The 21,665-nt window shown below is 54.0% G+C and carries 27 protein-coding genes; 19 read left to right on the forward strand and 8 right to left on the reverse strand.

What is annotated here, in order from left to right; all coding sequences use genetic code 11:
* Positions 1 to 76: 76 nt before the first annotated feature.
* The 15 genes from fliF to H7K52_RS00210 all read left to right on the forward strand — a co-directional run bounded on the left by fliF (position 77) and on the right by H7K52_RS00210 (position 13,934).
* Positions 77 to 1,804 carry a flagellar basal-body MS-ring/collar protein FliF gene (gene fliF / locus H7K52_RS00140; protein ID WP_008926873.1) on the forward strand — a complete coding sequence of 576 codons (1,728 nt, stop codon included), beginning with the start codon at positions 77 to 79 and terminating at the stop codon, positions 1,802 to 1,804.
* Complete coding sequence (gene fliG / locus H7K52_RS00145) at positions 1,801 to 2,793, forward strand: flagellar motor switch protein FliG (RefSeq protein WP_003854483.1); 993 nt, start codon at positions 1,801 to 1,803, stop codon at positions 2,791 to 2,793. The genes fliF and fliG overlap by 4 nt, the downstream gene beginning before the upstream one ends.
* Positions 2,786 to 3,484: a flagellar assembly protein FliH gene (gene fliH, locus H7K52_RS00150; RefSeq protein WP_039659975.1), complete on the forward strand. Its 699-nt coding sequence runs from the start codon at positions 2,786 to 2,788 to the stop codon at positions 3,482 to 3,484. The genes fliG and fliH overlap by 8 nt, the downstream gene beginning before the upstream one ends.
* Complete coding sequence (fliI, locus tag H7K52_RS00155; RefSeq protein ID WP_003854480.1) at positions 3,484 to 4,845, forward strand: flagellar protein export ATPase FliI; 1,362 nt, start codon at positions 3,484 to 3,486, stop codon at positions 4,843 to 4,845. Before fliH ends, fliI begins: the two co-directional genes overlap by 1 nt.
* A 28-nt stretch (positions 4,846 to 4,873) precedes the next feature.
* Positions 4,874 to 5,317, forward strand: a complete 444-nt coding sequence (gene fliJ / locus H7K52_RS00160) for a flagellar export protein FliJ (protein ID WP_003854478.1) — start codon at positions 4,874 to 4,876, stop codon at positions 5,315 to 5,317.
* Entirely contained in the window at positions 5,314 to 6,579 is a 1,266-nt protein-coding gene (locus tag H7K52_RS00165; RefSeq protein ID WP_182629480.1) for a flagellar hook-length control protein FliK, read from the forward strand. The genes fliJ and H7K52_RS00165 overlap by 4 nt, the downstream gene beginning before the upstream one ends.
* Before the next feature lie 128 nt (positions 6,580 to 6,707).
* Entirely contained in the window at positions 6,708 to 7,193 is a 486-nt protein-coding gene (gene fliL, locus H7K52_RS00170; RefSeq protein WP_003854474.1) for a flagellar basal body-associated protein FliL, read from the forward strand.
* Between the two features lie 4 nt (positions 7,194 to 7,197).
* Positions 7,198 to 8,205, forward strand: a complete 1,008-nt coding sequence (gene fliM / locus H7K52_RS00175) for a flagellar motor switch protein FliM (protein WP_003854473.1) — start codon at positions 7,198 to 7,200, stop codon at positions 8,203 to 8,205.
* Complete coding sequence (fliN, locus tag H7K52_RS00180; protein ID WP_003854471.1) at positions 8,198 to 8,605, forward strand: flagellar motor switch protein FliN; 408 nt, start codon at positions 8,198 to 8,200, stop codon at positions 8,603 to 8,605. Before fliM ends, fliN begins: the two co-directional genes overlap by 8 nt.
* A gap of 10 nt (positions 8,606 to 8,615) precedes the next feature.
* Entirely contained in the window at positions 8,616 to 9,014 is a 399-nt protein-coding gene (gene fliO, locus H7K52_RS00185) for a flagellar biosynthetic protein FliO (RefSeq protein ID WP_182629481.1), read from the forward strand.
* Positions 9,014 to 9,745, forward strand: a complete 732-nt coding sequence (gene fliP / locus H7K52_RS00190; RefSeq protein WP_031593200.1) for a flagellar type III secretion system pore protein FliP — start codon at positions 9,014 to 9,016, stop codon at positions 9,743 to 9,745. The genes fliO and fliP overlap by 1 nt, the downstream gene beginning before the upstream one ends.
* Before the next feature lie 26 nt (positions 9,746 to 9,771).
* Positions 9,772 to 10,041, forward strand: a complete 270-nt coding sequence (fliQ, locus tag H7K52_RS00195; RefSeq protein WP_003854466.1) for a flagellar biosynthesis protein FliQ — start codon at positions 9,772 to 9,774, stop codon at positions 10,039 to 10,041.
* Positions 10,041 to 10,826 carry a flagellar biosynthetic protein FliR gene (gene fliR / locus H7K52_RS00200; protein WP_003854464.1) on the forward strand — a complete coding sequence of 262 codons (786 nt, stop codon included), beginning with the start codon at positions 10,041 to 10,043 and terminating at the stop codon, positions 10,824 to 10,826. Before fliQ ends, fliR begins: the two co-directional genes overlap by 1 nt.
* Before the next feature lie 624 nt (positions 10,827 to 11,450).
* Positions 11,451 to 12,086: a transcriptional regulator RcsA gene (rcsA, locus tag H7K52_RS00205; RefSeq protein WP_008926881.1), complete on the forward strand. Its 636-nt coding sequence runs from the start codon at positions 11,451 to 11,453 to the stop codon at positions 12,084 to 12,086.
* Between the two features lie 141 nt (positions 12,087 to 12,227).
* Positions 12,228 to 13,934: a methyl-accepting chemotaxis protein gene (locus H7K52_RS00210; protein WP_182629482.1), complete on the forward strand. Its 1,707-nt coding sequence runs from the start codon at positions 12,228 to 12,230 to the stop codon at positions 13,932 to 13,934.
* Positions 13,935 to 14,041: 107 nt separating this feature from the next.
* Here H7K52_RS00210 and dsrB read toward each other — a convergent pair whose 3' ends face one another.
* Both dsrB and H7K52_RS00220 read right to left on the reverse strand, forming a co-directional pair.
* A complete protein-coding gene (dsrB, locus tag H7K52_RS00215; RefSeq protein WP_039659969.1) occupies positions 14,042 to 14,236 on the reverse strand; it encodes a protein DsrB in 195 nt (64 codons plus the stop codon).
* Positions 14,237 to 14,298: 62 nt separating this feature from the next.
* Positions 14,299 to 14,457 carry a YqaE/Pmp3 family membrane protein gene (locus H7K52_RS00220; protein WP_003854456.1) on the reverse strand — a complete coding sequence of 53 codons (159 nt, stop codon included), beginning with the start codon at positions 14,455 to 14,457 and terminating at the stop codon, positions 14,299 to 14,301.
* 316 nt (positions 14,458 to 14,773) lie between these two features.
* On the opposite strand from H7K52_RS00220, the gene H7K52_RS00225 reads away from it, so the two are divergent.
* The 3 genes from H7K52_RS00225 (at position 14,774) to H7K52_RS00235 (ending at position 17,402) form a co-directional block, all read left to right on the forward strand.
* Complete coding sequence (locus tag H7K52_RS00225; RefSeq protein ID WP_003854453.1) at positions 14,774 to 14,992, forward strand: DUF2525 domain-containing protein; 219 nt, start codon at positions 14,774 to 14,776, stop codon at positions 14,990 to 14,992.
* A gap of 367 nt (positions 14,993 to 15,359) precedes the next feature.
* Positions 15,360 to 16,151, forward strand: coding sequence for a mannosyl-3-phosphoglycerate phosphatase-related protein (locus H7K52_RS00230; RefSeq protein ID WP_110411317.1), 792 nt, complete (start codon positions 15,360 to 15,362; stop codon positions 16,149 to 16,151).
* Positions 16,152 to 16,181: 30 nt separating this feature from the next.
* Positions 16,182 to 17,402 (forward strand): glycosyltransferase family protein, encoded by a 1,221-nt coding sequence (locus H7K52_RS00235; RefSeq protein WP_003854447.1) that lies wholly within the window; start codon positions 16,182 to 16,184, stop codon positions 17,400 to 17,402.
* 85 nt (positions 17,403 to 17,487) lie between these two features.
* On the opposite strand, the gene H7K52_RS00240 is transcribed toward H7K52_RS00235, so the two are convergent.
* From H7K52_RS00240 to H7K52_RS00255, 5 genes are all read right to left on the reverse strand, one after another.
* Entirely contained in the window at positions 17,488 to 17,664 is a 177-nt protein-coding gene (locus tag H7K52_RS00240; RefSeq protein ID WP_003854445.1) for a YodC family protein, read from the reverse strand.
* Between the two features lie 188 nt (positions 17,665 to 17,852).
* Positions 17,853 to 17,984 carry a hypothetical protein gene (locus H7K52_RS18885; protein WP_003854444.1) on the reverse strand — a complete coding sequence of 44 codons (132 nt, stop codon included), beginning with the start codon at positions 17,982 to 17,984 and terminating at the stop codon, positions 17,853 to 17,855.
* Between the two features lie 33 nt (positions 17,985 to 18,017).
* Positions 18,018 to 18,929 carry a DUF808 family protein gene (locus H7K52_RS00245; RefSeq protein ID WP_003854441.1) on the reverse strand — a complete coding sequence of 304 codons (912 nt, stop codon included), beginning with the start codon at positions 18,927 to 18,929 and terminating at the stop codon, positions 18,018 to 18,020.
* A gap of 11 nt (positions 18,930 to 18,940) precedes the next feature.
* Positions 18,941 to 19,216, reverse strand: coding sequence for a hypothetical protein (locus H7K52_RS00250; RefSeq protein ID WP_003854439.1), 276 nt, complete (start codon positions 19,214 to 19,216; stop codon positions 18,941 to 18,943).
* A 51-nt stretch (positions 19,217 to 19,267) separates the two neighbouring features.
* Positions 19,268 to 19,747 (reverse strand): very short patch repair endonuclease, encoded by a 480-nt coding sequence (locus H7K52_RS00255; protein ID WP_003854438.1) that lies wholly within the window; start codon positions 19,745 to 19,747, stop codon positions 19,268 to 19,270.
* Between the two features lie 190 nt (positions 19,748 to 19,937).
* Here H7K52_RS00255 and dcm point away from each other — a divergent pair, with 190 nt between their 5' ends.
* Positions 19,938 to 21,314, forward strand: coding sequence for a DNA (cytosine-5-)-methyltransferase (gene dcm, locus H7K52_RS00260; protein ID WP_039659965.1), 1,377 nt, complete (start codon positions 19,938 to 19,940; stop codon positions 21,312 to 21,314).
* 43 nt (positions 21,315 to 21,357) lie between these two features.
* On the opposite strand, the gene H7K52_RS00265 is transcribed toward dcm, so the two are convergent.
* Complete coding sequence (locus H7K52_RS00265) at positions 21,358 to 21,639, reverse strand: Arc family DNA-binding protein (RefSeq protein ID WP_003854433.1); 282 nt, start codon at positions 21,637 to 21,639, stop codon at positions 21,358 to 21,360.
* Between the last annotated feature and the right edge of the window lie 26 nt (positions 21,640 to 21,665).

Consider the following 21,665-nt stretch of genomic DNA (forward strand, 5'->3'; position numbering starts at 1 on the left):
TTTTATCTACGCAGGTCAGGGAGTCTGTTTTGCCATCTCAACTTACCCGGTCAATTACGTCAGGCAGGAAACGGTCATGAATGCGAGTACAGCCGCCACAACAGAACAAGAAAAGAAAGGCTTCGGTGACCTGTTAGCTCGCCTGCGCGCAAATCCGCGTATTCCTTTAGTCATCGCCGCGGCTGCTGTCATAGCAATCGTGATCGCGATGGTGCTCTGGGCGAAACAGCCATCTTATAGCGTCCTTTATAATAACCTCACTGATGAGGATGGCGGTGCCATCGTCACGCAGCTGACGCAGATGAACATTCCCTATCGCTTCGCCGAAAACGGCGGCGCATTAATGGTGCCTGAAGCGAATGTGCATGAGCTGCGTCTGCGTCTGGCTCAGCAGGGTCTGCCGAAAGGCGGCTCGGTAGGCTTCGAGCTGCTGGATAAAGAGAAGTTCGGTATCAGCCAGTTCAGCGAGCAGGTTAACTACCAGCGCGCGCTGGAAGGCGAACTGGCACGCACCATCGAATCGCTGGGCCCGGTCAAAAGTGCCCGTGTTCATCTGGCGATGCCTAAACCCACCTTATTTGTGCGTGAGCAGAAAGCGCCCTCCGCCTCTGTCACCTTAACGCTGCAACCTGGCCGTGCGCTGGACGAAGGTCAGATTCAGGCCATTGCCCACATGGTCTCAAGCAGCGTCGCCGGTTTACCGCCGGGCAACGTGACGGTGGTCGATCAGACCGGACGCCTGCTGACTCGTTCTGATTCTGCCGGTCGCGATCTGAATGACGCGCAGCTGAAATACTCCTCTGAAGTTGAAGCGCGTTACCAGCAACGTATTGAAGCAATCCTGAATCCGATTCTTGGCCAGGGCAATGTGCATGCGCAGGTTACCGCGCAGATTAACTTCGACACTGCCGAGCAGACTGACGAGAAATATCAGCCTAACGCTAATCCGTCGAACTCAGCGATTCGTTCGCGTCAGACCAGCACCAGCGATCAATCAGGCAGCCCTTATCCGGGCGGCGTGCCGGGCGCACTTTCTAACCAGCCGGCGCCAGCCAACACCGCGCCGGTGACGACGCCGAACAACAATGCAGCCAACGGTCAGGCCGCGAATGGTCAGAATAACGCGGCGAACAACGCCAGCCAGACCACCAGCACTGCACCGGCCAGCTCAGGCCCGACGAATTCACGTCGTGATGACACGGTGAACTACGAGCTGGATCGCACTATCCGTCATACAAAGGTTAACGTCGGCGACGTACAGCGCCTGTCGGTTGCGGTGGTGGTGAACTTCCGTGCAGATGATAAAGGCAAAGCCGTTGCGCTGAACGAACAACAACTGAAGCAGATTGAAGACCTGACACGCGAAGCGATGGGCTACTCCCAGAGCCGTGGGGACAGCATTAACGTGGTGAACTCGCAGTTTAACACCACTGAACCTGTGACCACTGATTTGCCATTCTGGCAACAGCAGTCCTTCTTTGATCAGCTGATGGATGCCGGTAAGTGGCTGCTGGTTGCTCTGGTCGCCTTCGTCCTCTACCGCAAGATGGTTCGTCCGCATCTGGTTCGCAAGCAGGCCGCAGAGAAAGCCGCTGCTGAAGCCGTTGCCGCCCGTGCCGCTACTGATCAGCCGCAGGAAGAAGCCTTTAATGTGCAGCTCAGCAAAGATGAGCTGGATCAGGAACGTAAGTCAAACAACCGCATGAGCGCAGAAGTGATGAGTCAACGCATCCGCGACATGTCAGAAAACGATCCGCGCGTCGTCGCGCTGGTAATTCGCGAATGGATGAGTAAAGAGCTATGAGTCTGACCGGAACCGAAAAAAGCGCCATCCTCATGATGACCATTGGTGAAGAGCGTGCTGCGGAAGTTTTCAAACACCTGAATCAGCGCGAGGTGCAGCATCTTAGTGGTGCGATGGCCAATATGCGTCAGGTGTCGCACAAACAGCTGACAGAGGTGCTGCGTGAGTTCGAAGCAGATGCTGAGCAGTTCGCGGCACTGAGCCTTAACTCTAACGAATACCTGCGTTCAGTGCTGACACGTGCACTGGGCGAAGAGCGTGCCTCCAGCCTGCTGGAGGACATTCTCGAAACGCGCGAAACCACCAGCGGTATGGAAACGCTCAACTTTATGGAACCGCAGGCCGCCGCCGACCTTATTCGCGACGAGCATCCACAGATTATCGCGACCATCCTGGTGCACCTCAAGCGTGCCCAGGCAGCGGATATCGTGGCGCTGTTCGACGAACGTCTGCGTCACGATGTGATGCTGCGTATCGCGACATTCGGTGGTGTGCAGCCAGCCGCGCTGGCCGAACTGACCGAAGTACTGAACGGCCTGCTGGATGGCACCAACCTCAAGCGCGCGAAGATGGGCGGCGTGAGAACGGCAGCCGAGATCATCAACCTGATGAAAACGCAGCAGGAAGAGGCCGTTATCGAAGCGGTACGCGACTTCGATGGCGAACTCGCACAGAAAATTATCGACGAGATGTTCCTGTTCGAAAACCTGGTGGCCGTGGACGACCGCAGCATCCAGCGTCTGTTGCAGGAAGTGGAGTCCGAGCAGCTGCTGGTTGCACTGAAAGGTGCCGAACAGCCACTGCGCGAGAAATTCCTCAAAAACATGTCAGCCCGTGCGGCCGATATCCTGCGCGACGATCTGGCCAACCGTGGTCCGGTTCGGATGTCGGCAGTGGAAAACGAACAGAAAGCAATCCTGCTGGTGGTTCGCCGCCTGGCCGAATCTGGCGAGATGGTGATTGGTGGTGGCGAGGAAACGTATGTCTGATGCATTTTCTGCCCGCCCCTGGCAGCTGTGGCAGCCCAATGATTTAGGCCGTTTTGATGAGCCTGAACCGGCGCTGCAGCCAGAAATCTACGACGCTGAAGATGGCGATGGCGTTGATGAGCAGCAACAGCAGCTTGAACGTCTGCAGCAGCAGATGCGGAAAGAGGCACAGAGTCAGGGTTACAACGAAGGTTATCAGCAGGGTGTGACCGAAGGACAGAAAGCGGGCTATGACGCCGGTTTTCAGCAGGGTCTGGCCGATGCCCAGCAGCAGCAGGCGCCACTTCAGGCGCGGATGCAGCAACTGGTAACGGAGTTCCAGAACACGCTGGAATCCCTGGACAGCGTCATCGCTGCCCGTCTGATGCAGCTGGCGCTGGAAGCGGCTCGCTCGGTGATTGGTCAGGCGACCACGGTAGATGGCACCGCCCTGCTGCGCCAGATTCAGGGTTTACTGCAGCAGGAACCAATGTTCAGCGGCAAACCGCAGCTGCGTGTTCACCCGGATGATTTACAACGTATTGAGCAGACCCTGGGTCCGACGCTGGATCTGCATGGCTGGCGTCTGATCGCTGACAGCACCCTGCATCCTGGCGGCTGCAAACTCAGCGCAGAAGATGGCGATCTGGATGCCAGCGTCGCGACGCGCTGGCAGGAACTTTGCCGTCTTGCTGCACCTGGAGAAATTTAATGACCACCCGTCTGAATCGCTGGCTTGGCTCGCTCGACGCCTTTGAGAAACGGATCGCCCAGGTGCAGCCGGTGCGCCGTTATGGCCGCCTGACCCGCGCCACCGGCCTGGTGCTGGAAGCGACCGGCTTACAGCTGCCACTGGGTGCAACCTGTGTGATCGAACGCAACGATGGCAAAACCATCAGTGAAATCGAAAGCGAAGTGGTGGGATTCAACGGGCAGAAACTGCTGATGATGCCACTGGAAGAAGTGGACGGCATTTTACCGGGTGCGCGTGTCTATGCGCGCCAGAACGGTGAGAACCCGCAGGCAGGCAAACAGATGATGCTGGGCCCGGAACTGCTGGGCCGCGTACTTGATGGCAGCGGTCGACCGCTGGATGGCCTGCCGTCGCCGGATACCGGCTATCGCGCACCGCTGAACACCCCGCCGTTTAACCCGCTGCAGCGTACGCCGATTACCGACGTGCTGGATACCGGCGTGCGGGCAATTAACGCCCTGCTGACGGTCGGTCGCGGACAGCGTATGGGCCTGTTCGCCGGTTCGGGCGTGGGTAAAAGCGTCCTGCTCGGCATGATGGCGCGCTATACCAAAGCCGACGTGATCGTGGTCGGTCTGATTGGCGAACGTGGCCGTGAAGTAAAAGATTTTATCGAGAACATTCTCGGTGCTGAAGGCCGTGCGCGTTCAGTGGTTATTGCCGCGCCGGCCGACGTGTCACCGCTGCTGCGTATGCAGGGTGCCGCTTACGCCACCCGCATCGCGGAAGATTTTCGCGACCGCGGCAAGCATGTGTTGCTGATTATGGATTCCCTGACCCGCTACGCCATGGCGCAGCGTGAGATCGCCCTGGCAATCGGTGAACCGCCCGCAACCAAAGGCTATCCGCCTTCCGTATTCGCCAAACTGCCTGCGCTGGTTGAGCGTGCCGGTAACGGCATCGACGGCGGCGGCTCGATCACTGCCTTCTATACCGTACTGACCGAAGGCGACGATCAGCAGGATCCGATTGCGGACTCTGCGCGCGCCATTCTCGACGGCCACATCGTGCTGTCGCGCCGGCTGGGCGAAGCGGGTCACTATCCGGCCATCGATATTGAAGCCTCGATCAGCCGTGCGATGACGCATCTGATCGATGAGAACCACTATGCACAGGTGCGCCAGTTTAAGCAGTTGCTTTCCAGCTTCCAGCGAAACCGCGATCTGGTCAGCGTCGGCGCCTATGCCGCCGGCAGCGATCCGATGCTGGATAAAGCGATCACGCTCTATCCGCAGATGGAAGCTTTCCTGCAACAGGGCATCTTTGAGCGCAGCGATTATGACGACGCCAGCCTGCATCTGCATGCGCTGTTTGGCTAGTCACACGAATTAACACGAGGTAACGGCAATGAAAACTGCAAATGCCATCGATACGCTGCGCGACCTAGCGGAGCAGGATCTCGAACGTGCCGCCATCTACTTAGGCGATATGCGTCGCGGCCAGCACGCCGCTAACGAGCAGCTGACGATGCTGCTCGACTATCAGGATGAGTATCGCAACAAGCTCAACGACGATATGTCATCCGGTATCGCCAGCACCCGCTGGACCAACTATCACCAGTTTATTCAGACGCTGGAAAAAGCGATCGAGCAGCATCGTAACCAGCTCAATAACTGGAATCAGCGGCTGGAACAGGCGCTGATCAACTGGCGCGACAAACAGCAGCGGCTGAACGCTTATCAGACGCTGATAACGCGTGCAGCAGAAAATGCATTACGACAGGAAAACCGTCTCGATCAGAAACGGATGGACGAATTTGCCCAACGGGCCGCATCGAGGAGAGGCGAATGATTACGCTGCCACATATTGCCACGAAAGCGTCGGTTAAAACCGACGCGGAACCATCAGTTTCAACCGATCTTGCAGCGGGTGAAGACGCGCTGCCTAAGGACTTTCTGACTGCGCTGGGAAACCAGCTGCTCGGCCTGGCGAAACAGCATGGGAAAGTGGCGCAATCCGCTGACGCTAAAGCAGAAAAGACTGATGACGCCCGCCCGAAGGCCCCCCTGAATGCACTGATGGCGGCGCTGGATAATCCTGCTGCGCTGACCGCCCTGTTTAAACCGGAAAATATTAAAGCTGGGTCAAAATCAGCCGATGATAAAGACAAGCCGGACGTGGCACCCTTAAGCGCCACTGACATGCAAAATGTGCAGGCGTTGTTCGCCATGTTACCCGGTGCGGTGACACCGACAGCGACACCGTCGACCCCGGTCAGCAGTGAGGCGGGCGAGCTGATTGCCCAGACCGACACCGGCCGGAAAAGTCAGACATCGCTGACGCAACTGCTGAGCAGCGCACAGCCGGGCCACGAAGCAGGTGACGATGAGAAGGCTGAAGTCAGAAGCGACGCACAAAGCAAACCTGCCGTCGCGACTGCCGCCAGCCAGAGCAACACCGCTGCGCAGAGTGCAACAGGCAATGGCCTGACGCTTGATAGCAGTTTTCAGCAGGCACTGAGCAATATGGTTAAGCAGGATGATCAAGCGATCAAAGCCAGCACCAGCGATAGCACGATCAACGCGATGCCCGTTGCCACCGCCAGCAGCCTGCCCGCCGCGGTGACCGCCTCCGCGACCATCAGCACCCCGTCAACGCCAACGCTGAACTCACAGCTGGGCAGCGACGAGTGGCAACAGGCGCTGAGTCAGCAGATTGTGATGTTCACGCGTAACGGCCAGCAGAACGCGGAATTGCGTTTACATCCGGCAGACCTTGGCGCTATCCAGATCAGCCTGAAACTGGATAACGACCAGGCACAAATTAATCTGGTTTCCGGCCATAGCCACGTCAGAGCGGCACTGGAAGCCGCAATACCGCAGCTGCGCAGTGCACTGGCAGAAAGCGGTATTAACCTGGGCGAGAGCCAGGTGAGCAGTGACAGTTCCGCGCAGGGCCAGCAATTCCAGCAACAACAGGAGGCGCGCCGCGATGGACAGCACGGCCGCTTCTCCCTCACCCAGGACAGCGACACCGACATTACGCCGATTGCCGTTCCCGCCGCCCTTCAGGCTCGTGTTAGCGGCAACAGCGCCGTCGATACTTTCGCCTGACAGCGGCAAACGCTGAAGGTAAGCGTAAAACCCGCGTCTTATCTACCCATTGGTTTGACTTAAGACGCGGATAATCTGTCCCGTGAGCCGAGAGGCTTGCCCATAATTCACAGGAAGTAACTGCAACCATGTCTGATAACGCGAAAGCAAAAGGCCGCAAACGTAAACTCTTAATACCAGTGTTGCTCATTGTAACGCTGGCCGCTTGCAGCGCGGCAGGGTATGCAGTCTGGCGAATGATGAATAAACATGAGGGCGATAAGCCTGAGGTGGCGAAAGTTGAACCGCCTCCCGCTCCGGTCTTTTTTGCACTTGATACATTTACGGTTAACCTGGTCAATCCCGACAACGATCCCGACCGCGTGCTTTACGTAGGCTTTACCCTGCGTCTGGCCGATGAGGATACCCGGCGTCGGTTGAATGACTATCTGCCTGAGGTGCGCAGCCGTTTGCTGCTGCTGCTCTCGCGTCAAAGCGCTGCGACGCTGGCGACAGAGCAAGGAAAGCAGGCGCTTGTTGAACAAATCAAACAGGCGCTGACACCCCCGCTGGTAAAAGGTCAACCTCCGCAGGCTGTAAGCGACGTGCTGTTTACTGCCTTCATTTTGAGGTGAATCAATGGGCGATAGCATTCTTTCCCAGGCTGAAATTGACGCCCTTTTAAACGGCGACAGTGGCAGCGCGGAAGAAGAAAAGAAACAAAACGGACCGGAAGGCGATATTCGTCCTTACGATCCGAATACCCAGCGCCGCGTGGTGCGCGAGCGTTTGCAGGCGCTGGAGATTATTAACGAGCGTTTTGCCCGTAGTTTCCGTATGGCGCTGTTTAACCTGCTGCGCCGTAGCCCGGATATCAGCGTCGGGGCGATCAAGATTCAGCCGTATCATGAGTTTGCCCGCAATCTGCCGGTGCCAACCAACCTGAACCTGATCCACCTGAAACCGTTGCGTGGTACAGCGCTGGTGGTGTTCTCACCAAGCCTGGTGTTTATCGCTGTCGACAACCTGTTTGGTGGCGACGGACGTTTTCCGACGAAAGTTGAAGGCCGTGAGTTTACCCATACCGAGCAGCGCGTTATTCGCCGCATGCTGAAGCTGGCGCTGGATGGTTACAGCGACGCATGGAAAGCCATTTATCCACTGGACGTTGAGTATGTACGTTCAGAGATGCAGGTAAAGTTCACCAACATCACCACTTCACCGAACGATATCGTGGTTAACACGCCGTTCCAGGTGGAGATTGGTAACCTGGTGGGTGAGTTTAATATCTGCATCCCGTTTTCAATGATTGAACCGCTGCGCGAGCTGCTGGTGAACCCACCGCTCGAAAACTCTCGTCAGGAAGATAACCACTGGCGCGACAACCTGGTCAAACAGGTGCAGCACTCTGAGCTGGAATTGATTGCGCACTTTGCCGAAACCTCACTGCGTCTGTCACGGATTTTGCAGCTGAAACCCGGTGACGTGCTGCCGATTGAGAAGCCGGAACGCATTATCGCCCATGTCGATAGCGTCCCGGTCTTAACCAGCCAATATGGCACGATGAATGGTCAGTACGCGCTCCGTGTCGAACACCTGATTAACCCGATTTTGAATTCGCTGAACGAGGAACAGCCCCATGACTGACAGTAATAAACCGTCTGACGATATCTCTGCGGACGATCTGTGGGCTGAAGCGATGAATGAGCAGGTCGGCAGCAGCAGTGCGCCGCAGACCGACGACGTCTTCAAATCATTCGACAGCGGCAACGTTGCTGGATCGCTGCAGGATATCGATCTGATTATGGATATCCCGGTGAAACTCACCGTGGAACTGGGTCGCACCAAAATGACCATTAAAGAGCTGCTGCGTTTAACGCAGGGTTCGGTGGTCTCGCTGGATGGCCTGGCAGGTGAACCGCTTGATATTCTGATCAACGGCTACCTGATCGCTCAGGGTGAAGTTGTCGTGGTGAACGACAAATATGGCGTGCGCATCACTGACATCATCACCCCATCTGAACGTATGCGTCGTCTGAGTCGCTAAGAGTCACACTATGAATAGCCAGAATCAAACGCTGCAACCGGCTGCACCGCACGCTCAGGCGATCTCAACCGGCTCTATGCTGGCTCAGGTCAGCAGCGTATTAGCCGTAATTATCTTATTGATTCTGGCCTGCGCCTGGCTGGCACGCCGTGTCGGCTTCGCGCCGAAAAAGGTCAGCAGCCAGGAGCTTAAACTCACCGCCAGCGTATCGGTGGGCCAGCGTGAGCGGGTGGTGATTATCGATACCGCCGATGCCCGTCTGGTGCTGGGCGTCACCGCACAGCAGGTTACCCATCTGCACACGCTGCCGCCGGGTGAACCGATCACTGTGACGCCGGTGAACAGTGCGCCACAGGATTTTCGTCAGCTGTTACAGAACCTGGTTAAACGTCCCGGAAAACCACAATGATGCGTCGACTGCTTCCTTTACTGCCACTGCTGTTACTGGCACCGGTTGCCCATGCCCAGCTGCCGGGCCTGGTGAGCCACTCACTGCCGAACGGCGGTCAGAGCTGGTCCCTGCCGGTTCAGACGCTGGTTTTTATCACTGCACTGACCTTTATTCCGGCCGTGCTGCTGATGATGACCAGTTTCACCCGTATCATCATCGTGTTTGGCTTACTGCGTAACGCCCTTGGCACGCCCTCGGCGCCGCCTAACCAGGTGCTGCTTGGACTGTCGCTGTTTCTGACCTTCTTTATTATGGCGCCGACGTTCGACAAAATTTATCAGGACGCTTATCTGCCATTCAGTCAGGACAAGATCAGCATGGATGTGGCGATCGATAAAGGCGCCCAGCCACTGCGCGAATTTATGCTGCGTCAGACCCGCGAAGCCGATTTAGCGCTGTTTGCCCGTCTGGCGAATACCGCCCCAATTGCCGGCCCTGAAGCGGTGCCGATGCGCATTCTGTTGCCCGCCTATGTCACCAGCGAGTTGAAGACGGCGTTCCAGATTGGCTTTACCGTGTTTATCCCGTTCCTGATCATCGATCTTGTGGTTGCCAGTGTGCTGATGGCGCTGGGAATGATGATGGTCCCGCCAGCGTCTATCGCGCTGCCGTTTAAACTGATGCTGTTTGTTCTGGTCGATGGCTGGCAACTGCTGGTCGGTTCACTGGCGCAAAGCTTCTACTCCTGATCCCCCTTTTCTTACCGGAGCAACATATGACACCTGAATCAGTAATGGTAATGGGACAGGAAGCGATGCGCGTCGCCCTGATGCTGGCCGCCCCGCTGCTGCTGGCAGCCCTGGTCAGTGGCCTGCTGATCAGCCTGATCCAGGCGGCGACGCAGGTCAACGAACAGACCTTATCCTTTATTCCTAAGATTCTGGCCGTTGCCACCACCGGTATCATTGCCGGTCCGTGGATGCTGAATCTGCTGCTGGATTATATCCGTACCGTCTTTACTAACCTGCCATACATCATCGGCTGATGATTACTCTCGATAGCAGCCAGTTGGTTCATTGGGTCAGCCAGTTCTTCTGGCCTCTGGTGCGCATCATGGCATTATTCGCCACTGCTCCCATCCTCAATGAACGATCTATCAGCAAGCGTGTCAAAATCGGTCTGGCGGTGATGATCACCTGGCTGGTCATGCCGCTGTTACCGGCTGTTAATGTGACGCTGTTTTCACCTCCCGGCTTTCTGCTGCTGATTCAGCAGATGCTGATAGGTATTGCCCTCGGCTTCACCATGCAGTTCGCGTTTGCGGCTGTGCGCCTTGCCGGTGAAGTGATTGGTTTGCAGATGGGCATCTCGTTCGCCACCTTTTTCGATCCCGGCAGCCGCCTGAACATGCCAGTGCTGGCCCGTTTTCTCGACATGCTGGCGATGCTGCTGTTCCTGACCTTTAACGGGCATCTGTGGCTGATTTCGCTGCTGGTGGACAGTTTTCATACGCTGCCGATTGGCGGTGAGCCGGTAAATGCCAACGCGTTCATGGCACTGGTGAAGTCGGGCGGATTAATTTTCCTTAACGGCATGATGTTAGCGCTGCCCTTAATCGTTTTGTTACTCATGGTAAATCTGGTACTGGGTTTGTTAAATCGTGTTTCACCACAGTTATCAATCTTCGCAATTGGCTTCCCTATTACCTTATCAGTTGGAATTTTAACCATCAGCTTGCTGATGCCCCTGCTAGCCCCGTTCTGTGAACGTTTATTCGGAGAAATTTTTGATTTACTCGCCCTGTTCCTGACAGAACTATCCCGTCCCTGAACATTAAGTTTCTAACTACCTTTGCAAAATGACACTTAAGTATCACAAAACCATCCATGCATCTTCAGAACCATGTTTTCCAGAATGCAACTAAGGAAATTCTGATAAACGTGCGCAGAGTCTGAAAATAATTCTTATTAAACCGGGCTTCGCGTATTTTAGTTGGGTGGTTCACAGAAGCGGTCAGACTGTGAATGTGCAGGCTAAATCGGCAAATCACTGTATTTACAAGAAAAAATTCTTTAAGTGATTTTTCTTGTTAAAAAAGTGTTTTTCCGGCATTGTCAACGCACGCTGAGACTTCACACTTTCGTAAAACAAATGTTTTTGAGAATTGTCCTATCAGAAAACGCTTTGTTTTCTAGGATAGTGATACAGCTCTCAAAAATGCGTCTTACTGCTTCCGACACTTCACTGGCACTCCCCCGCCATGGTCGGAGAGTGTGTGACGTCATGGCGGCACAAAATTTTTGCAGAACGGGTCAGGGATGAAGACTTTTACGGGCGGTTGCCTGTTGCCAAACTGCACGAGCAGAATAAAAAGTATCTAAGAAATCTCTCTCGTACCGCAACGCGTATTCATCGTTGATTTAAACGGATAACAAATTGGTGAGGGTCGCTATTATGCCAACTATTATTATGGATTCCTGCAACTACACACGCCTGGGATTATCAGACTATATGTCTTTAAAAGGAGTTAAGAAGAAAAATATCTCTTCTGTCTCCGATATTGAGCAACTACAGCAGAAATGTGAGCAATTAAATCCTGGTGTCGTCTTTATTAATGAAGATTGTTTCATTCATGAGTCAGATTCCAGTGAACGTATTCGCAGTATTATTACGCAGCATCCGGACACACTGTTCTTTATATTCATGGCGATTAGCAATATCCATTTTGAGGAATATCTCTACGTTCGTAAGAACCTGATTATTACATCAAAATCGATGAAGACATCGACCCTGGACTCCTTACTCGGCACCTATTTGCAGAAGAAGCTTAACCAGTCTGCACGCATCTCTTCTGGCATGGATGTTCATCCATTAACGTTGAGCCAGACTGAGTCAAACATGCTGAAGATGTGGATGTCAGGTCATGATACCATTCAGATCTCAGATAAAATGCAAATTAAGGCCAAAACGGTATCGTCACACAAAGGTAATATTAAACGCAAAATCAAAACCCATAATAAGCAGGTTATTTATCATGTGGTGCGTTTGACCGATAATGTGACCTCGGGTATTTACGTTAATATTCGCTGATCGTAAATCCTGAAGAACCGGCCGCTATGGCCGGTTTTTTTTTGCACTAAATTGCGATCCATGTCTCATTCTTACTGCTAACCTTTTTCGCTCTTTTGCCGATGTTATGCCTTATAACAACAGCCTCAAGAGAGCAAGGATATGAACACTGCATTAGATAATGATGGACAGAAAAGCGCTGGCATCTGGCAGAATCTCCGCCTGGTGCCGCTGTTTAGCCTGATCTTCGGCGGCATTTTGCTGCTGTTCGCACTCTGCATTGGTGTCGCCAGTTACTTTCTGATTTTAAGCAACCACTCACTTGATGATGCCACGGACGAAATTCAGGTTCGTATGGGCCTTTCTAACAGTTCAAACCACCTGCGTACTGCGCGACTGACCATTATTCAGGCGGGTGCCGCCGCGCGTATCGGTGAAATGGACGATTTTCGTGCCAATATCGCCGCCGCTGAAAAACGTATTCAACAGGCAAAGCAGGGGTTCGCGGTCTATATGGCGCGTGTAGTGAAGACGCCAGCAGACGTTGAACTGGACGCCACACTGCAGACCCGCTTCAACAATTACATCAATAAAGGCCTGATACCGATGATCGATTCCGGTAAACAGGGCAGTTTTGAGGGCATTATCGCTCAGGAGACGGACGTTACCCGCAAGCTGGATGACGAGTACAACGCGGTATTACTCAAAGCGATCAAGATTCGTACTGACCGCGCCAATGCCATTACCGCTGAAGCGGATCAGCAATCGCGCATCGGCTTTATCTCAATGGCTGTGGCGTTCAGTGCCGCACTGGTGCTGGTGCTGCTGACCTTTGTGTTCCTGCGCCGCGTGGTCATTAGCCCCCTGCGTCAGTCTGTGCTGCGTATCGAGCGTATTGCGCAGGGCGATCTGACCTCCGCCCCCCTGCCCTTTGGTCGCAGTGAGATTGGTACACTGATCCACAATCTGCAGCTGATGCAGCAGTCGCTGGTGACCACCGTGGGTACGGTGCGTGAAGGCGCAGTGGCCATTTATCAGGGTTCCAGCGAAATATCAGCCGGTAACACCGATCTCTCATCCCGTACCGAGCAGCAGGCAGCGGCACTGGAGCAGACCGCAGCCAGCATGGAACAACTTACCGCCACAGTGAAACAGAACGCCGAGAATGCGCATCACGCCAGTCAACTCGCCGCAGATGCCTCAGGCAAAGCGCGCAGCGGAGGCGATCTGGTCAATAATGTCGTGAAAACCATGACCAATATTTCCGGCAGCTCGAAGAAAATCGCTGAGATCACCAATGTCATTAATAGCATTGCGTTCCAGACCAATATTCTGGCGCTGAACGCGGCGGTTGAAGCGGCACGGGCCGGTGAACAGGGACGTGGTTTTGCGGTGGTAGCGAGCGAAGTGCGAAATCTGGCCCAGCGCAGTGCGCAGGCTGCTAAAGAGATAGAATCTTTAATAGCGGAGTCGGTTACGCTGATCAATGACGGTTCGCATCAGGTCGGCGCGGCCGGGAACACGATGGGTGAAATTGTAGAAGCAGTCCGTCGCGTCACCGACATTATGTCAGAGATTGCCGCAGCGTCGGATGAACAGAGCCGTGGCATTCAGCAGGTGAGCCAGGCGGTTACCGAGATGGATAACGTTACCCAGCAGAACACCTCTCTGGTGGAAGAAGCTTCAGCCGCAGCAGCCTCGCTTGAAGATCAGGCCGGTAAATTAACACAGGCGGTGGCCGCATTCCGCCTGCACAATTCCCCCGCTACCGCAGGTGTGGCTCCACGCGCCGCTGCACCACTCAAAACACCGGCACTGGCAGCACGTCCTGCGCTCGCCACCGGTACTGATAACTGGGAAACCTTCTAAGCTCTTCGGCAATCATCCCGGGCGGGCGACGACTGCCGGGGGATTACCAACAGCAAAAAGCCGCGTTTCCGTATACCGGAACGCGGCTTTTTTATTGCGCCTCAGGTTCAGGCATCGTGGCAAGGCTCTACAAAAATGCCATCCGGCTGGTTTGTTTCATTGAAAAACCAGATACCCAATGGGTAATCTTCCAGCGCCACTAAAAACATAGTGCCTTCATTGAATGGCTCCATAGCCAGAATGTTGCCTGTGCGACGTGGGCCGCCATCGGTTTTAACGCTGACGCGGTCATTTACCTTCATTTCGGTTCTCCAGATAATATCCTGAATACAGTCTAAACGAAGAACCGTGCCAATGCAGCGCGTTACCGGCGGGCAATAACCCAGACGGCGTGAATGATGCCCGGGATATAACCACAGATCGTCAGCAGGATGTTCAGCCAGAATGCGCCGCCAAAACCAACCTGCATAAACACGCCCAGTGGTGGCAGCAATATCGCGATAATAATTCGTAAAATGTCCATGACCATTCCTTTAGGTATTGATAAAAATCAGCTTTATTATCAACTATAGCTGAATATGCTCTGTCAGGACATAAAGTCAGGTAAATCTGAGTAAGGATAAAGTTTTGCAGTATTTTAACGTTTTACCGCAAGATTTCTTACGCGCCTCGCCTATACACTTCCCTGACTGCACCACCCCAATAGGTGCAGCCAACATGCAAGTAACAAGGATTTTGCCCGCGCAGCGCGGGCTTTTTTTTGCCTGAAATTTGCCCGCGCCCGCCTTTCTGCATCAGGTTCTATACTCAATATTCTGTTTGCTCTCAGGAGTCAGAAAATGAAAGACGAAATGCAGCACAGCGAGGGTCAGCCTTCAGATTTACAGGTTGATATCGAGGGTTTACTAACGGCTATTCAGGCCAGAACGTCTGGAGAGATTCGGGAGTATATGGATCAGGACCAGCAGCCACGGCTGGAAGTTGAAGGCCGGGTTTTTCACTCCTACACCGAACTGGCAGAGGCGTTTGAGATCGACATTTCGAATTATCGCGCCTGAGAATTTGATGGCTGAAATCGATTTCAAAAAAATACCCGGCGGGAAGGCCGGGTAAAAAACTCATTCGTTACACCAGGGAATTCTTAACACCTCTGCAGATTACCCTATCCCTGGATTGAAACAAGCATCAGATATGCACATTTTTGCAACATGTCAGACAGATATGGAAAAATGTTACCGGAAACACCGCGCCAGCTGGTCATTGCGCCCCGCACACTTCATGCATCCCTCGGATTATTGCGACCTGGTTTTAAGAATTATCCTGGATTTCGGGCCAATGACGCAGGAAAAAAAGTGTGAGCCATATTCAACTATAATATTGAAAAATCGCCGCTTTAGCCGCGAACGTGATGAAAGGAGCCTGTTAATGCCCGATCTCCACCAACCGTTAATGGTTATTACCGATCTGGATGGTTCACTACTGGACCATCATACCTATCGCTGGGATGCGGCCACCGAGTGGCTCAACACGCTGAAACACCATGCGGTTCCGCTGGTGATCTGTTCCAGCAAAACAGCGGCCGAAATTATTCCGCTGCAAAAAAGGCTCGGCATCAGCGGTTCGCCGTTTATTGCTGAGAATGGCGCAGTGATACAGACACAGGATCAACAGCGGATTCGCCTGCCTGATAACACGCTGACTTATGACAACCTCTGTCTGCGCCTGGCTGCTTTAAAAAAAGATTTTCGCTTTACCGGTTTTCATGACTTCTCTGATCCGGAAGTTGCCTCAATGACTGGATTAAGCGAAGCGGAATCAGCGCTGTCCCGTCAGCGCGACGCTTCTGAAGTCATTGTCTGGCGCGACAGTGACGAAGCCTTTGATCGTTTTCATGACGCACTACGCGCTCAAGGCCTGGCGCTGACCCAGGGCGGACGTTTCTGGCATGTCCTGCCCGCCGGGAGCGGCAAAGGCGAAGCGCTACGCTGGCTGCTGGATCACTTCCCCGGAGAGACACGCACCACAATCGGCCTGGGCGACGGGCCTAATGATGCGCCGATGCTGGATGCGGTTGATTATGCCGTGGTGATTAAAGGCTACAGTAAAACGCCGGTGACACTCAGCCGGACCGACCCTGCTCAGGTTTATCACACGGCTCATCATGGCCCTGAAGGCTGGCGTGAAGGGCTGGACTATTTTCTGACTCAATCTCAATAAGCTGCCCACGGGCATTAAAAGGATGATGCGATGAGTGACTTTTACCAGAATGGCGTAATCACTAACTTCCACAACCTTACCCACCGCAGTGTGGAGTCGCTGGAAAAAGAGATGGTACGCTTTGCCCGCAAACGCAAAATGGGGCTGATCCTGCCATCGCTATTTTCTGAACTTGAAGGCCCGGCGCTGACAAAAATCGTTGATGAACTGGCTAAAGTGCCTTATCTGGATGAAATCGTGATTGGTCTGGACCGTGCCGACCGCGACCAGTTCCTGTTTGCCCGCGAATTCTTCTCCCGTCTGCCGCAACGGCATCGCATTCTGTGGAACGATGGCCCACGCCTCAAGGCGATCGATGCGGAACTGGATAAAGAGGGTCTGTCACCCACCAATCCGGGTAAAGGCCGCAATGTCTGGTTTTGTACCGGTTATACCCTGGCGTCGGACCGCACCAGCTGTGTGGCATTGCATGACTGCGATATTGTCACCTATGAGCGCGGCATGCTGGCCCGTCTGCTTTACCCGCTGGCAAACCCGGCGTTTCAGTATGAATTCTGTAAAGGGTTCTATGCGCGGGTTGCGGATGGCAAGCTTAATGGCCGCGTAGGCCGTCTTCTGGTCGGGCCGCTGCTGCGCTCGCTGCAGAAAGTCTATGGCCATTCCGAATATCTGGATTATCTGTCGAGCTTCCGCTATCCGCTCTCCGGCGAGTTCGCTATGCGAACCCATGTGCTGAACGGCATTAAAATCCCCGGCGACTGGGGGCTTGAGATTGGTGTGCTGTCAGAGATTTACCGCAACTACACCACCCGTCAGTCGTGCCAGGTGGAAATCGCCGATAATTACGATCACAAGCATCAGCCACTGGCGGAAGATGATGGCACCGGCGGCCTGAAGCGTATGAGCAGCGATATCGTCCAGTCACTGCTGCGTAAGCTCGCCACCATGGGTGTGCCGTTGACCAGCGACTCGTTTCGTGTTTTGAAGGCAACCTATTACCGTAATGCGCTGGATATGATGGAGACCTATAACCACGAAGCGGCGATGAACGGGCTGAAGTTTGATCAGCATGTGGAAGAGGCAGCAGTAGAGATGTTTACCCAGTCCATTCTGGAAGCGGGCCAGGCTTTTATTGAGCGACCTAACGATAAGCCGTTTATACCGAGCTGGAGCCGTGTCCAGTCTGCTTTTCCGGACGTGCTGCAGCGTATCTATCAGGCCGTTGAAGAGGATAACGACGGGAATGTCTGAAACAGGACGGCACAGGGACGTGCCGGGCCATCAATAAACTTTAAGCGGGCCTGGCGGGTCAATGGACCCACAGGCCTGTATGCTATTAGCTCGCCAGTTGCTCAGGATTCAGGGCGCTCAGCTCATCACTACGAAAGGCTTCACTGCGCACAGCATAACCGTCGTACCAGCGGCATTCCACCATGCCACTCGCGAAGCCGGTCACCACCATCGTCTGTCCCTGTTCCTTGTGCTGCACTTCTTCACTGATTGCGAAAACCATATTGCGCTCCTTTGATTACCTGTGTGTTATTAACCTGAGTGACTATTTTCTTTATAGCAGGCGAAGAAGGTTCCTGCCTGTTAAGGCACGCAAAAAAAGGGCAAATTCGGAATTAATCAGCTGGATATGCGGAAAATAAAAAAAGCGGATAAAAACTTATCCGCTTTGATGAAGTCTTGACGCTGACGTCAGATTTTACAGCCTTCGCAATCGGCTTCGTCGCCGAGATCATCCGGCACTTCGCTGGCTTTTTTCTCCGCTTTCGCTTCAGCCTGCTCAAGTTGTGCGTCGATATCAAATTCAAACATGTCGTCGTTCATCGTCATTCTCCTGACCGTAAATCACAGTGCGCTTTATACCGATTTTCCGCGCACTCTGGCAATAAGGTTAACCACTAACAGCACGATCGACCCAATGATAAAACCAAGCACCAGGTTTGCGCCATTACTCAGGAGCATGGCGATCCAGCCGTTAAAGCCGCTGCTGACTTGCCCGATGAGGTGATGCAGCGGTTCAATGCCATGCACCACGATGCCACCACCCACAAGGAACATCGCGATGGTGCCGACCACTGAAAGAATCTTCATCAACCAGGGCGCTGCAGCCAGCAGCACGCTGCCGATGCCCTGCGCAAGCCGCGAGGTTTTTTCACGCAGCCAGAAGCCAAGGTCATCAATTTTCACGATGGCGGCCACGATGCCGTACACGCCAATGGTGACCAGAATCGCGATGCCCGCCAGAATAATCACCTGGTTAAGCAGCGGTGCGTCCGACACAATCCCTAAGGTAATCGCGACAATTTCAGCAGAGAGAATGAAATCCGTGCGCACCGCCCCTTTGATCTTCTTCTTCTCGAACTCGGCCGCATTCTCTTTAGCCAGTGAGTCAAGTCGCTGCTTGCGCGCTTCCGGTGATTTGCTCTGCTTATCCTGTTGTAGCGTGTGCATGACCTTTTCAACGCCTTCGTAACAGAGATAGGCCCCGCCAATCATCAGCAGCGGCGTGATAAGCCAGGGCGCAAACGCAGAGATGACCAGCGCCATGGGCACCAGGATCAGTTTGTTGAGGAACGAGCCCTTGGCAACGCCCCAGACCACAGGCAGCTCACGATTGGCTTTTACGCCGGTGACCTGCTGTGCATTCAGCGACAGATCGTCGCCCAGTACGCCAGCGGTTTTTTTTGCCGCCACTTTCCCCATGACGGAAATATCGTCCAGAAGTGTTGCAATATCATCAAGTAAAGTCAGTAAACTGGTGCCTGCCAAAATTCTTATCCTTAGTCTGGTTCGTTATGTTGACAACATGGGCAGCGCTCAATTTCCGTAACGGTCATCTCTGCGATGCCCTCACAATCCCACTCCACCCGTACCGTCTCACCTGCTTTGCCTTCAGCATGCAAATATTTGCTGACTGGGCTTTCGGTCATGCCGGTAATCTCCTCCGTGGCAATAAGCCTGTCACCGCAGTAGACCCGCGCAGTCGCTTTGGTGTTAACCATCCGCTCGTCACGAATCTGATAGAGGCGTTTTACCGTCAGTTTTATGCTGCTCATTTAGGCTCCTGGCCACGGAGAAAGCGCAGATCTAACCAATTATGTTACTGATTAGCAATCAGCGTTGTAATGATGAATACCCTGATGGTCGACCTCGGCACTCTCCGACATCGCCATCAGCCACTCCTCCAGCCGCTCCAGCAGATCCTGATCCGTCAGGCGCAGTTTGCCCCGTAGCGCACACTCCCAGATGATCAGTACTTTCCAGCCGCCCTCCTGCAGCTGGCGCACATAGCGCCGATCACGTTCAACATTGCTGTTGATTTTGCCGGTCCAGAACTCTGTTCGCGTCGCCGGCATCTTAAACAGATAGCAGTGATGGCGATGCCAGAAACAGCCATGAACAAAGATGATTGCCTGCTGTTCTGTCAGAACGAAATCAGGCCGACCCGGCAGGTTTTTATCCTGCACGCGAAAGCTGAATCCCCGGTCTTTCAGCAACAGTGCAATACGTTGCTCAATGGCCGTATCCTGAGCGCGAATAGCACGCATATTTTTGCTGCGCGTTTCGCTGGAGTGAACATCAGCCATAACCTCTCCTTTTTTGCTGGTTCTGTAACTTTAGTCTGCGCCACGAAAAGCGAAAGCTGTCGCCGGATGAGTTCGGAGAGTATGCCGCAAAAACAGAACTTTCCGGGGCGCTGGCACGGGGCACATCCCGGCAATTTCCTCATAGCGTCTGGAGTGATAGCATAGGCGCCTTACTGTTAAGGAAAAACGCATGCATTCCGCCGCTCTCGCTGCCCCACTCTCTGCTGCACCCTCATCTGCTGACGCGTCTGAGCTTGTTCAGCAGGTGCTGGCAATCTATTCAGTTCGTGATCTTACGGCCCGCCTGCATCAGGCAGGGTTTTCCTGCTGGACGCCATCACTGCTGAACCGGATCCGTCAGGGTAAAAGCGCCTTGCCGCCGTTGTGCGAGGCGGAGCTGTCGCTGCTGCAAAGTCTGCTGCCGACCCGACCGGCCCATTATGATAATCCTGAGTTTCGTTTCATCGATCTTTTTGCCGGGATTGGCGGCATTCGTAAAGGATTCGAGGCAATTGGCGGCAAGTGCGTCTTCACCAGTGAATGGAATAAAGAGGCGGTTCGCACTTACAAAGCCAATCACTACAGCGATCCGCTGGAACATCACTTTAATACCGATATCCGTCAGGTTACCCAGCCGGAAGGTCTGACCGATGACGACGCGATTTACCGCGCGATTGATGCGGCGATCCCTGATCACCAGGTACTGCTGGCGGGTTTTCCCTGTCAGCCCTTTTCGCTGGCGGGCGTCAGCAAGAAAAATGCGATGGGACGCGCGCACGGTTTTGAGTGTCAGGTGCAGGGCACGCTGTTTTTCGATGTCGCCCGTATTCTGGCCGCCAAGAAACCGCCCTTCTTTGTGCTGGAGAATGTGAAAAACCTTAAGAGCCATGATAAAGGCCGCACCTTCGCCATTATCATGGAGACGCTGGATGAGCTGGGCTATGACGTGGCCGATGCCGGAGCCGGTAGCCCGGACGCCAAAGTGATCGACGCGCGTCACTTTCTGCCACAGCATCGCGAACGCATTGTGCTGGTGGGTATCCGCCGCGACCTGAAGAAGCAGGACTTTACGCTACGCGACATTCGCCGTTTCTATCCGGCGCAGGTGCCCAGCCTGCAGAGCCTGCTGGAGCGCGCGCCAGACGACAAATATATTCTGTCGCCGGTGTTATGGCGCTACCTCTACCAGTATGCGAAAAAACATAAAGCGAAAGGCAATGGCTTTGGTTTTGGTCTTAACGATCCGCGTAATCCTGATTGCTGCGTGCGGACGCTGTCGGCGCGGTACTATAAAGATGGCTCAGAAATTCTGATTGACCGCGGCTGGGACAGCGCTGTTGGCGAAGCAGCGTTTCAGGATGCAGACAATATGGCACGACGGCCCCGTCGTCTCTCCCCGCGCGAGTGCGCCCGTCTGATGGGCTTCGATGTGCCTGGCCGTGAGCCGTTCCGCATTCCGGTCTCGGACACGCAGGCTTATAAACAGTTTGGGAACTCGGTGGTTGTGCCGGTGTTTGCGGCAGTCGCGCAGCTGCTGCTGCCACATATACGTCAGCTGAAATCGTAATGGTTCTGAAATAAAAAAACCCGTCCTGCGACGGGTTTCTGTTTTATTTCTTCTTCTTGCTCTGTTTCTTGAGCAGCAGACGAATCTGCTTCAACTCGCTGGCGCTCAATCCATCGGATTTCACGTCAGTGGCACCTGATCCCTCAGTCCCCTCTTCGGTGATGTCCTGATTATCAATCGCCGGATGGGGATGCGTTTCCAGACTGGCCTGCAAACGTTGCACAATTTCCTGACTCATTGAAATCTGGTTTTCCAGCGCCAGCTGTTTAATCGTTTCTTTCAACTCAGGATCAATTTTAATTGTTAAATTAACAGTTTCGGTCATCGGGCAGCTCCTTTTTGTTATCGCTA

It is taken from the genome of Pantoea hericii, from assembly GCF_014155795.1.
Taxonomy (GTDB): Bacteria; Pseudomonadota; Gammaproteobacteria; order Enterobacterales; family Enterobacteriaceae; genus Pantoea; species Pantoea eucalypti.

Excerpts from the sequence above, each read along its gene's own strand:
- fliF (WP_008926873.1), top strand. The coding sequence starts at position 77 with ATGAATGCGAGTACAGCCGCCACAACAGAACAAGAAAAGAAAGGCTTC.
- fliG (WP_003854483.1), top strand. The coding sequence starts at position 1,801 with ATGAGTCTGACCGGAACCGAAAAAAGCGCCATCCTCATGATGACCATT.
- fliH (WP_039659975.1), top strand. The coding sequence starts at position 2,786 with ATGTCTGATGCATTTTCTGCCCGCCCCTGGCAGCTGTGGCAGCCCAAT.
- fliI (WP_003854480.1), top strand. The coding sequence starts at position 3,484 with ATGACCACCCGTCTGAATCGCTGGCTTGGCTCGCTCGACGCCTTTGAG.
- fliJ (WP_003854478.1), top strand. The coding sequence starts at position 4,874 with ATGAAAACTGCAAATGCCATCGATACGCTGCGCGACCTAGCGGAGCAG.
- H7K52_RS00165 (WP_182629480.1), top strand. The coding sequence starts at position 5,314 with ATGATTACGCTGCCACATATTGCCACGAAAGCGTCGGTTAAAACCGAC.
- fliL (WP_003854474.1), top strand. The coding sequence starts at position 6,708 with ATGTCTGATAACGCGAAAGCAAAAGGCCGCAAACGTAAACTCTTAATA.
- fliM (WP_003854473.1), top strand. The coding sequence starts at position 7,198 with ATGGGCGATAGCATTCTTTCCCAGGCTGAAATTGACGCCCTTTTAAAC.
- fliN (WP_003854471.1), top strand. The coding sequence starts at position 8,198 with ATGACTGACAGTAATAAACCGTCTGACGATATCTCTGCGGACGATCTG.
- fliO (WP_182629481.1), top strand. The coding sequence starts at position 8,616 with ATGAATAGCCAGAATCAAACGCTGCAACCGGCTGCACCGCACGCTCAG.
- fliP (WP_031593200.1), top strand. The coding sequence starts at position 9,014 with ATGCGTCGACTGCTTCCTTTACTGCCACTGCTGTTACTGGCACCGGTT.
- fliQ (WP_003854466.1), top strand. The coding sequence starts at position 9,772 with ATGACACCTGAATCAGTAATGGTAATGGGACAGGAAGCGATGCGCGTC.
- fliR (WP_003854464.1), top strand. The coding sequence starts at position 10,041 with ATGATTACTCTCGATAGCAGCCAGTTGGTTCATTGGGTCAGCCAGTTC.
- rcsA (WP_008926881.1), top strand. The coding sequence starts at position 11,451 with ATGCCAACTATTATTATGGATTCCTGCAACTACACACGCCTGGGATTA.
- H7K52_RS00210 (WP_182629482.1), top strand. The coding sequence starts at position 12,228 with ATGAACACTGCATTAGATAATGATGGACAGAAAAGCGCTGGCATCTGG.
- dsrB (WP_039659969.1), bottom strand. The coding sequence starts at position 14,236 with ATGAAGGTAAATGACCGCGTCAGCGTTAAAACCGATGGCGGCCCACGT.
- H7K52_RS00220 (WP_003854456.1), bottom strand. The coding sequence starts at position 14,457 with ATGGACATTTTACGAATTATTATCGCGATATTGCTGCCACCACTGGGC.
- H7K52_RS00225 (WP_003854453.1), top strand. The coding sequence starts at position 14,774 with ATGAAAGACGAAATGCAGCACAGCGAGGGTCAGCCTTCAGATTTACAG.
- H7K52_RS00230 (WP_110411317.1), top strand. The coding sequence starts at position 15,360 with ATGCCCGATCTCCACCAACCGTTAATGGTTATTACCGATCTGGATGGT.
- H7K52_RS00235 (WP_003854447.1), top strand. The coding sequence starts at position 16,182 with ATGAGTGACTTTTACCAGAATGGCGTAATCACTAACTTCCACAACCTT.
- H7K52_RS00240 (WP_003854445.1), bottom strand. The coding sequence starts at position 17,664 with ATGGTTTTCGCAATCAGTGAAGAAGTGCAGCACAAGGAACAGGGACAG.
- H7K52_RS18885 (WP_003854444.1), bottom strand. The coding sequence starts at position 17,984 with ATGAACGACGACATGTTTGAATTTGATATCGACGCACAACTTGAGCAG.
- H7K52_RS00250 (WP_003854439.1), bottom strand. The coding sequence starts at position 19,216 with ATGAGCAGCATAAAACTGACGGTAAAACGCCTCTATCAGATTCGTGAC.
- H7K52_RS00255 (WP_003854438.1), bottom strand. The coding sequence starts at position 19,747 with ATGGCTGATGTTCACTCCAGCGAAACGCGCAGCAAAAATATGCGTGCT.
- dcm (WP_039659965.1), top strand. The coding sequence starts at position 19,938 with ATGCATTCCGCCGCTCTCGCTGCCCCACTCTCTGCTGCACCCTCATCT.
- H7K52_RS00265 (WP_003854433.1), bottom strand. The coding sequence starts at position 21,639 with ATGACCGAAACTGTTAATTTAACAATTAAAATTGATCCTGAGTTGAAA.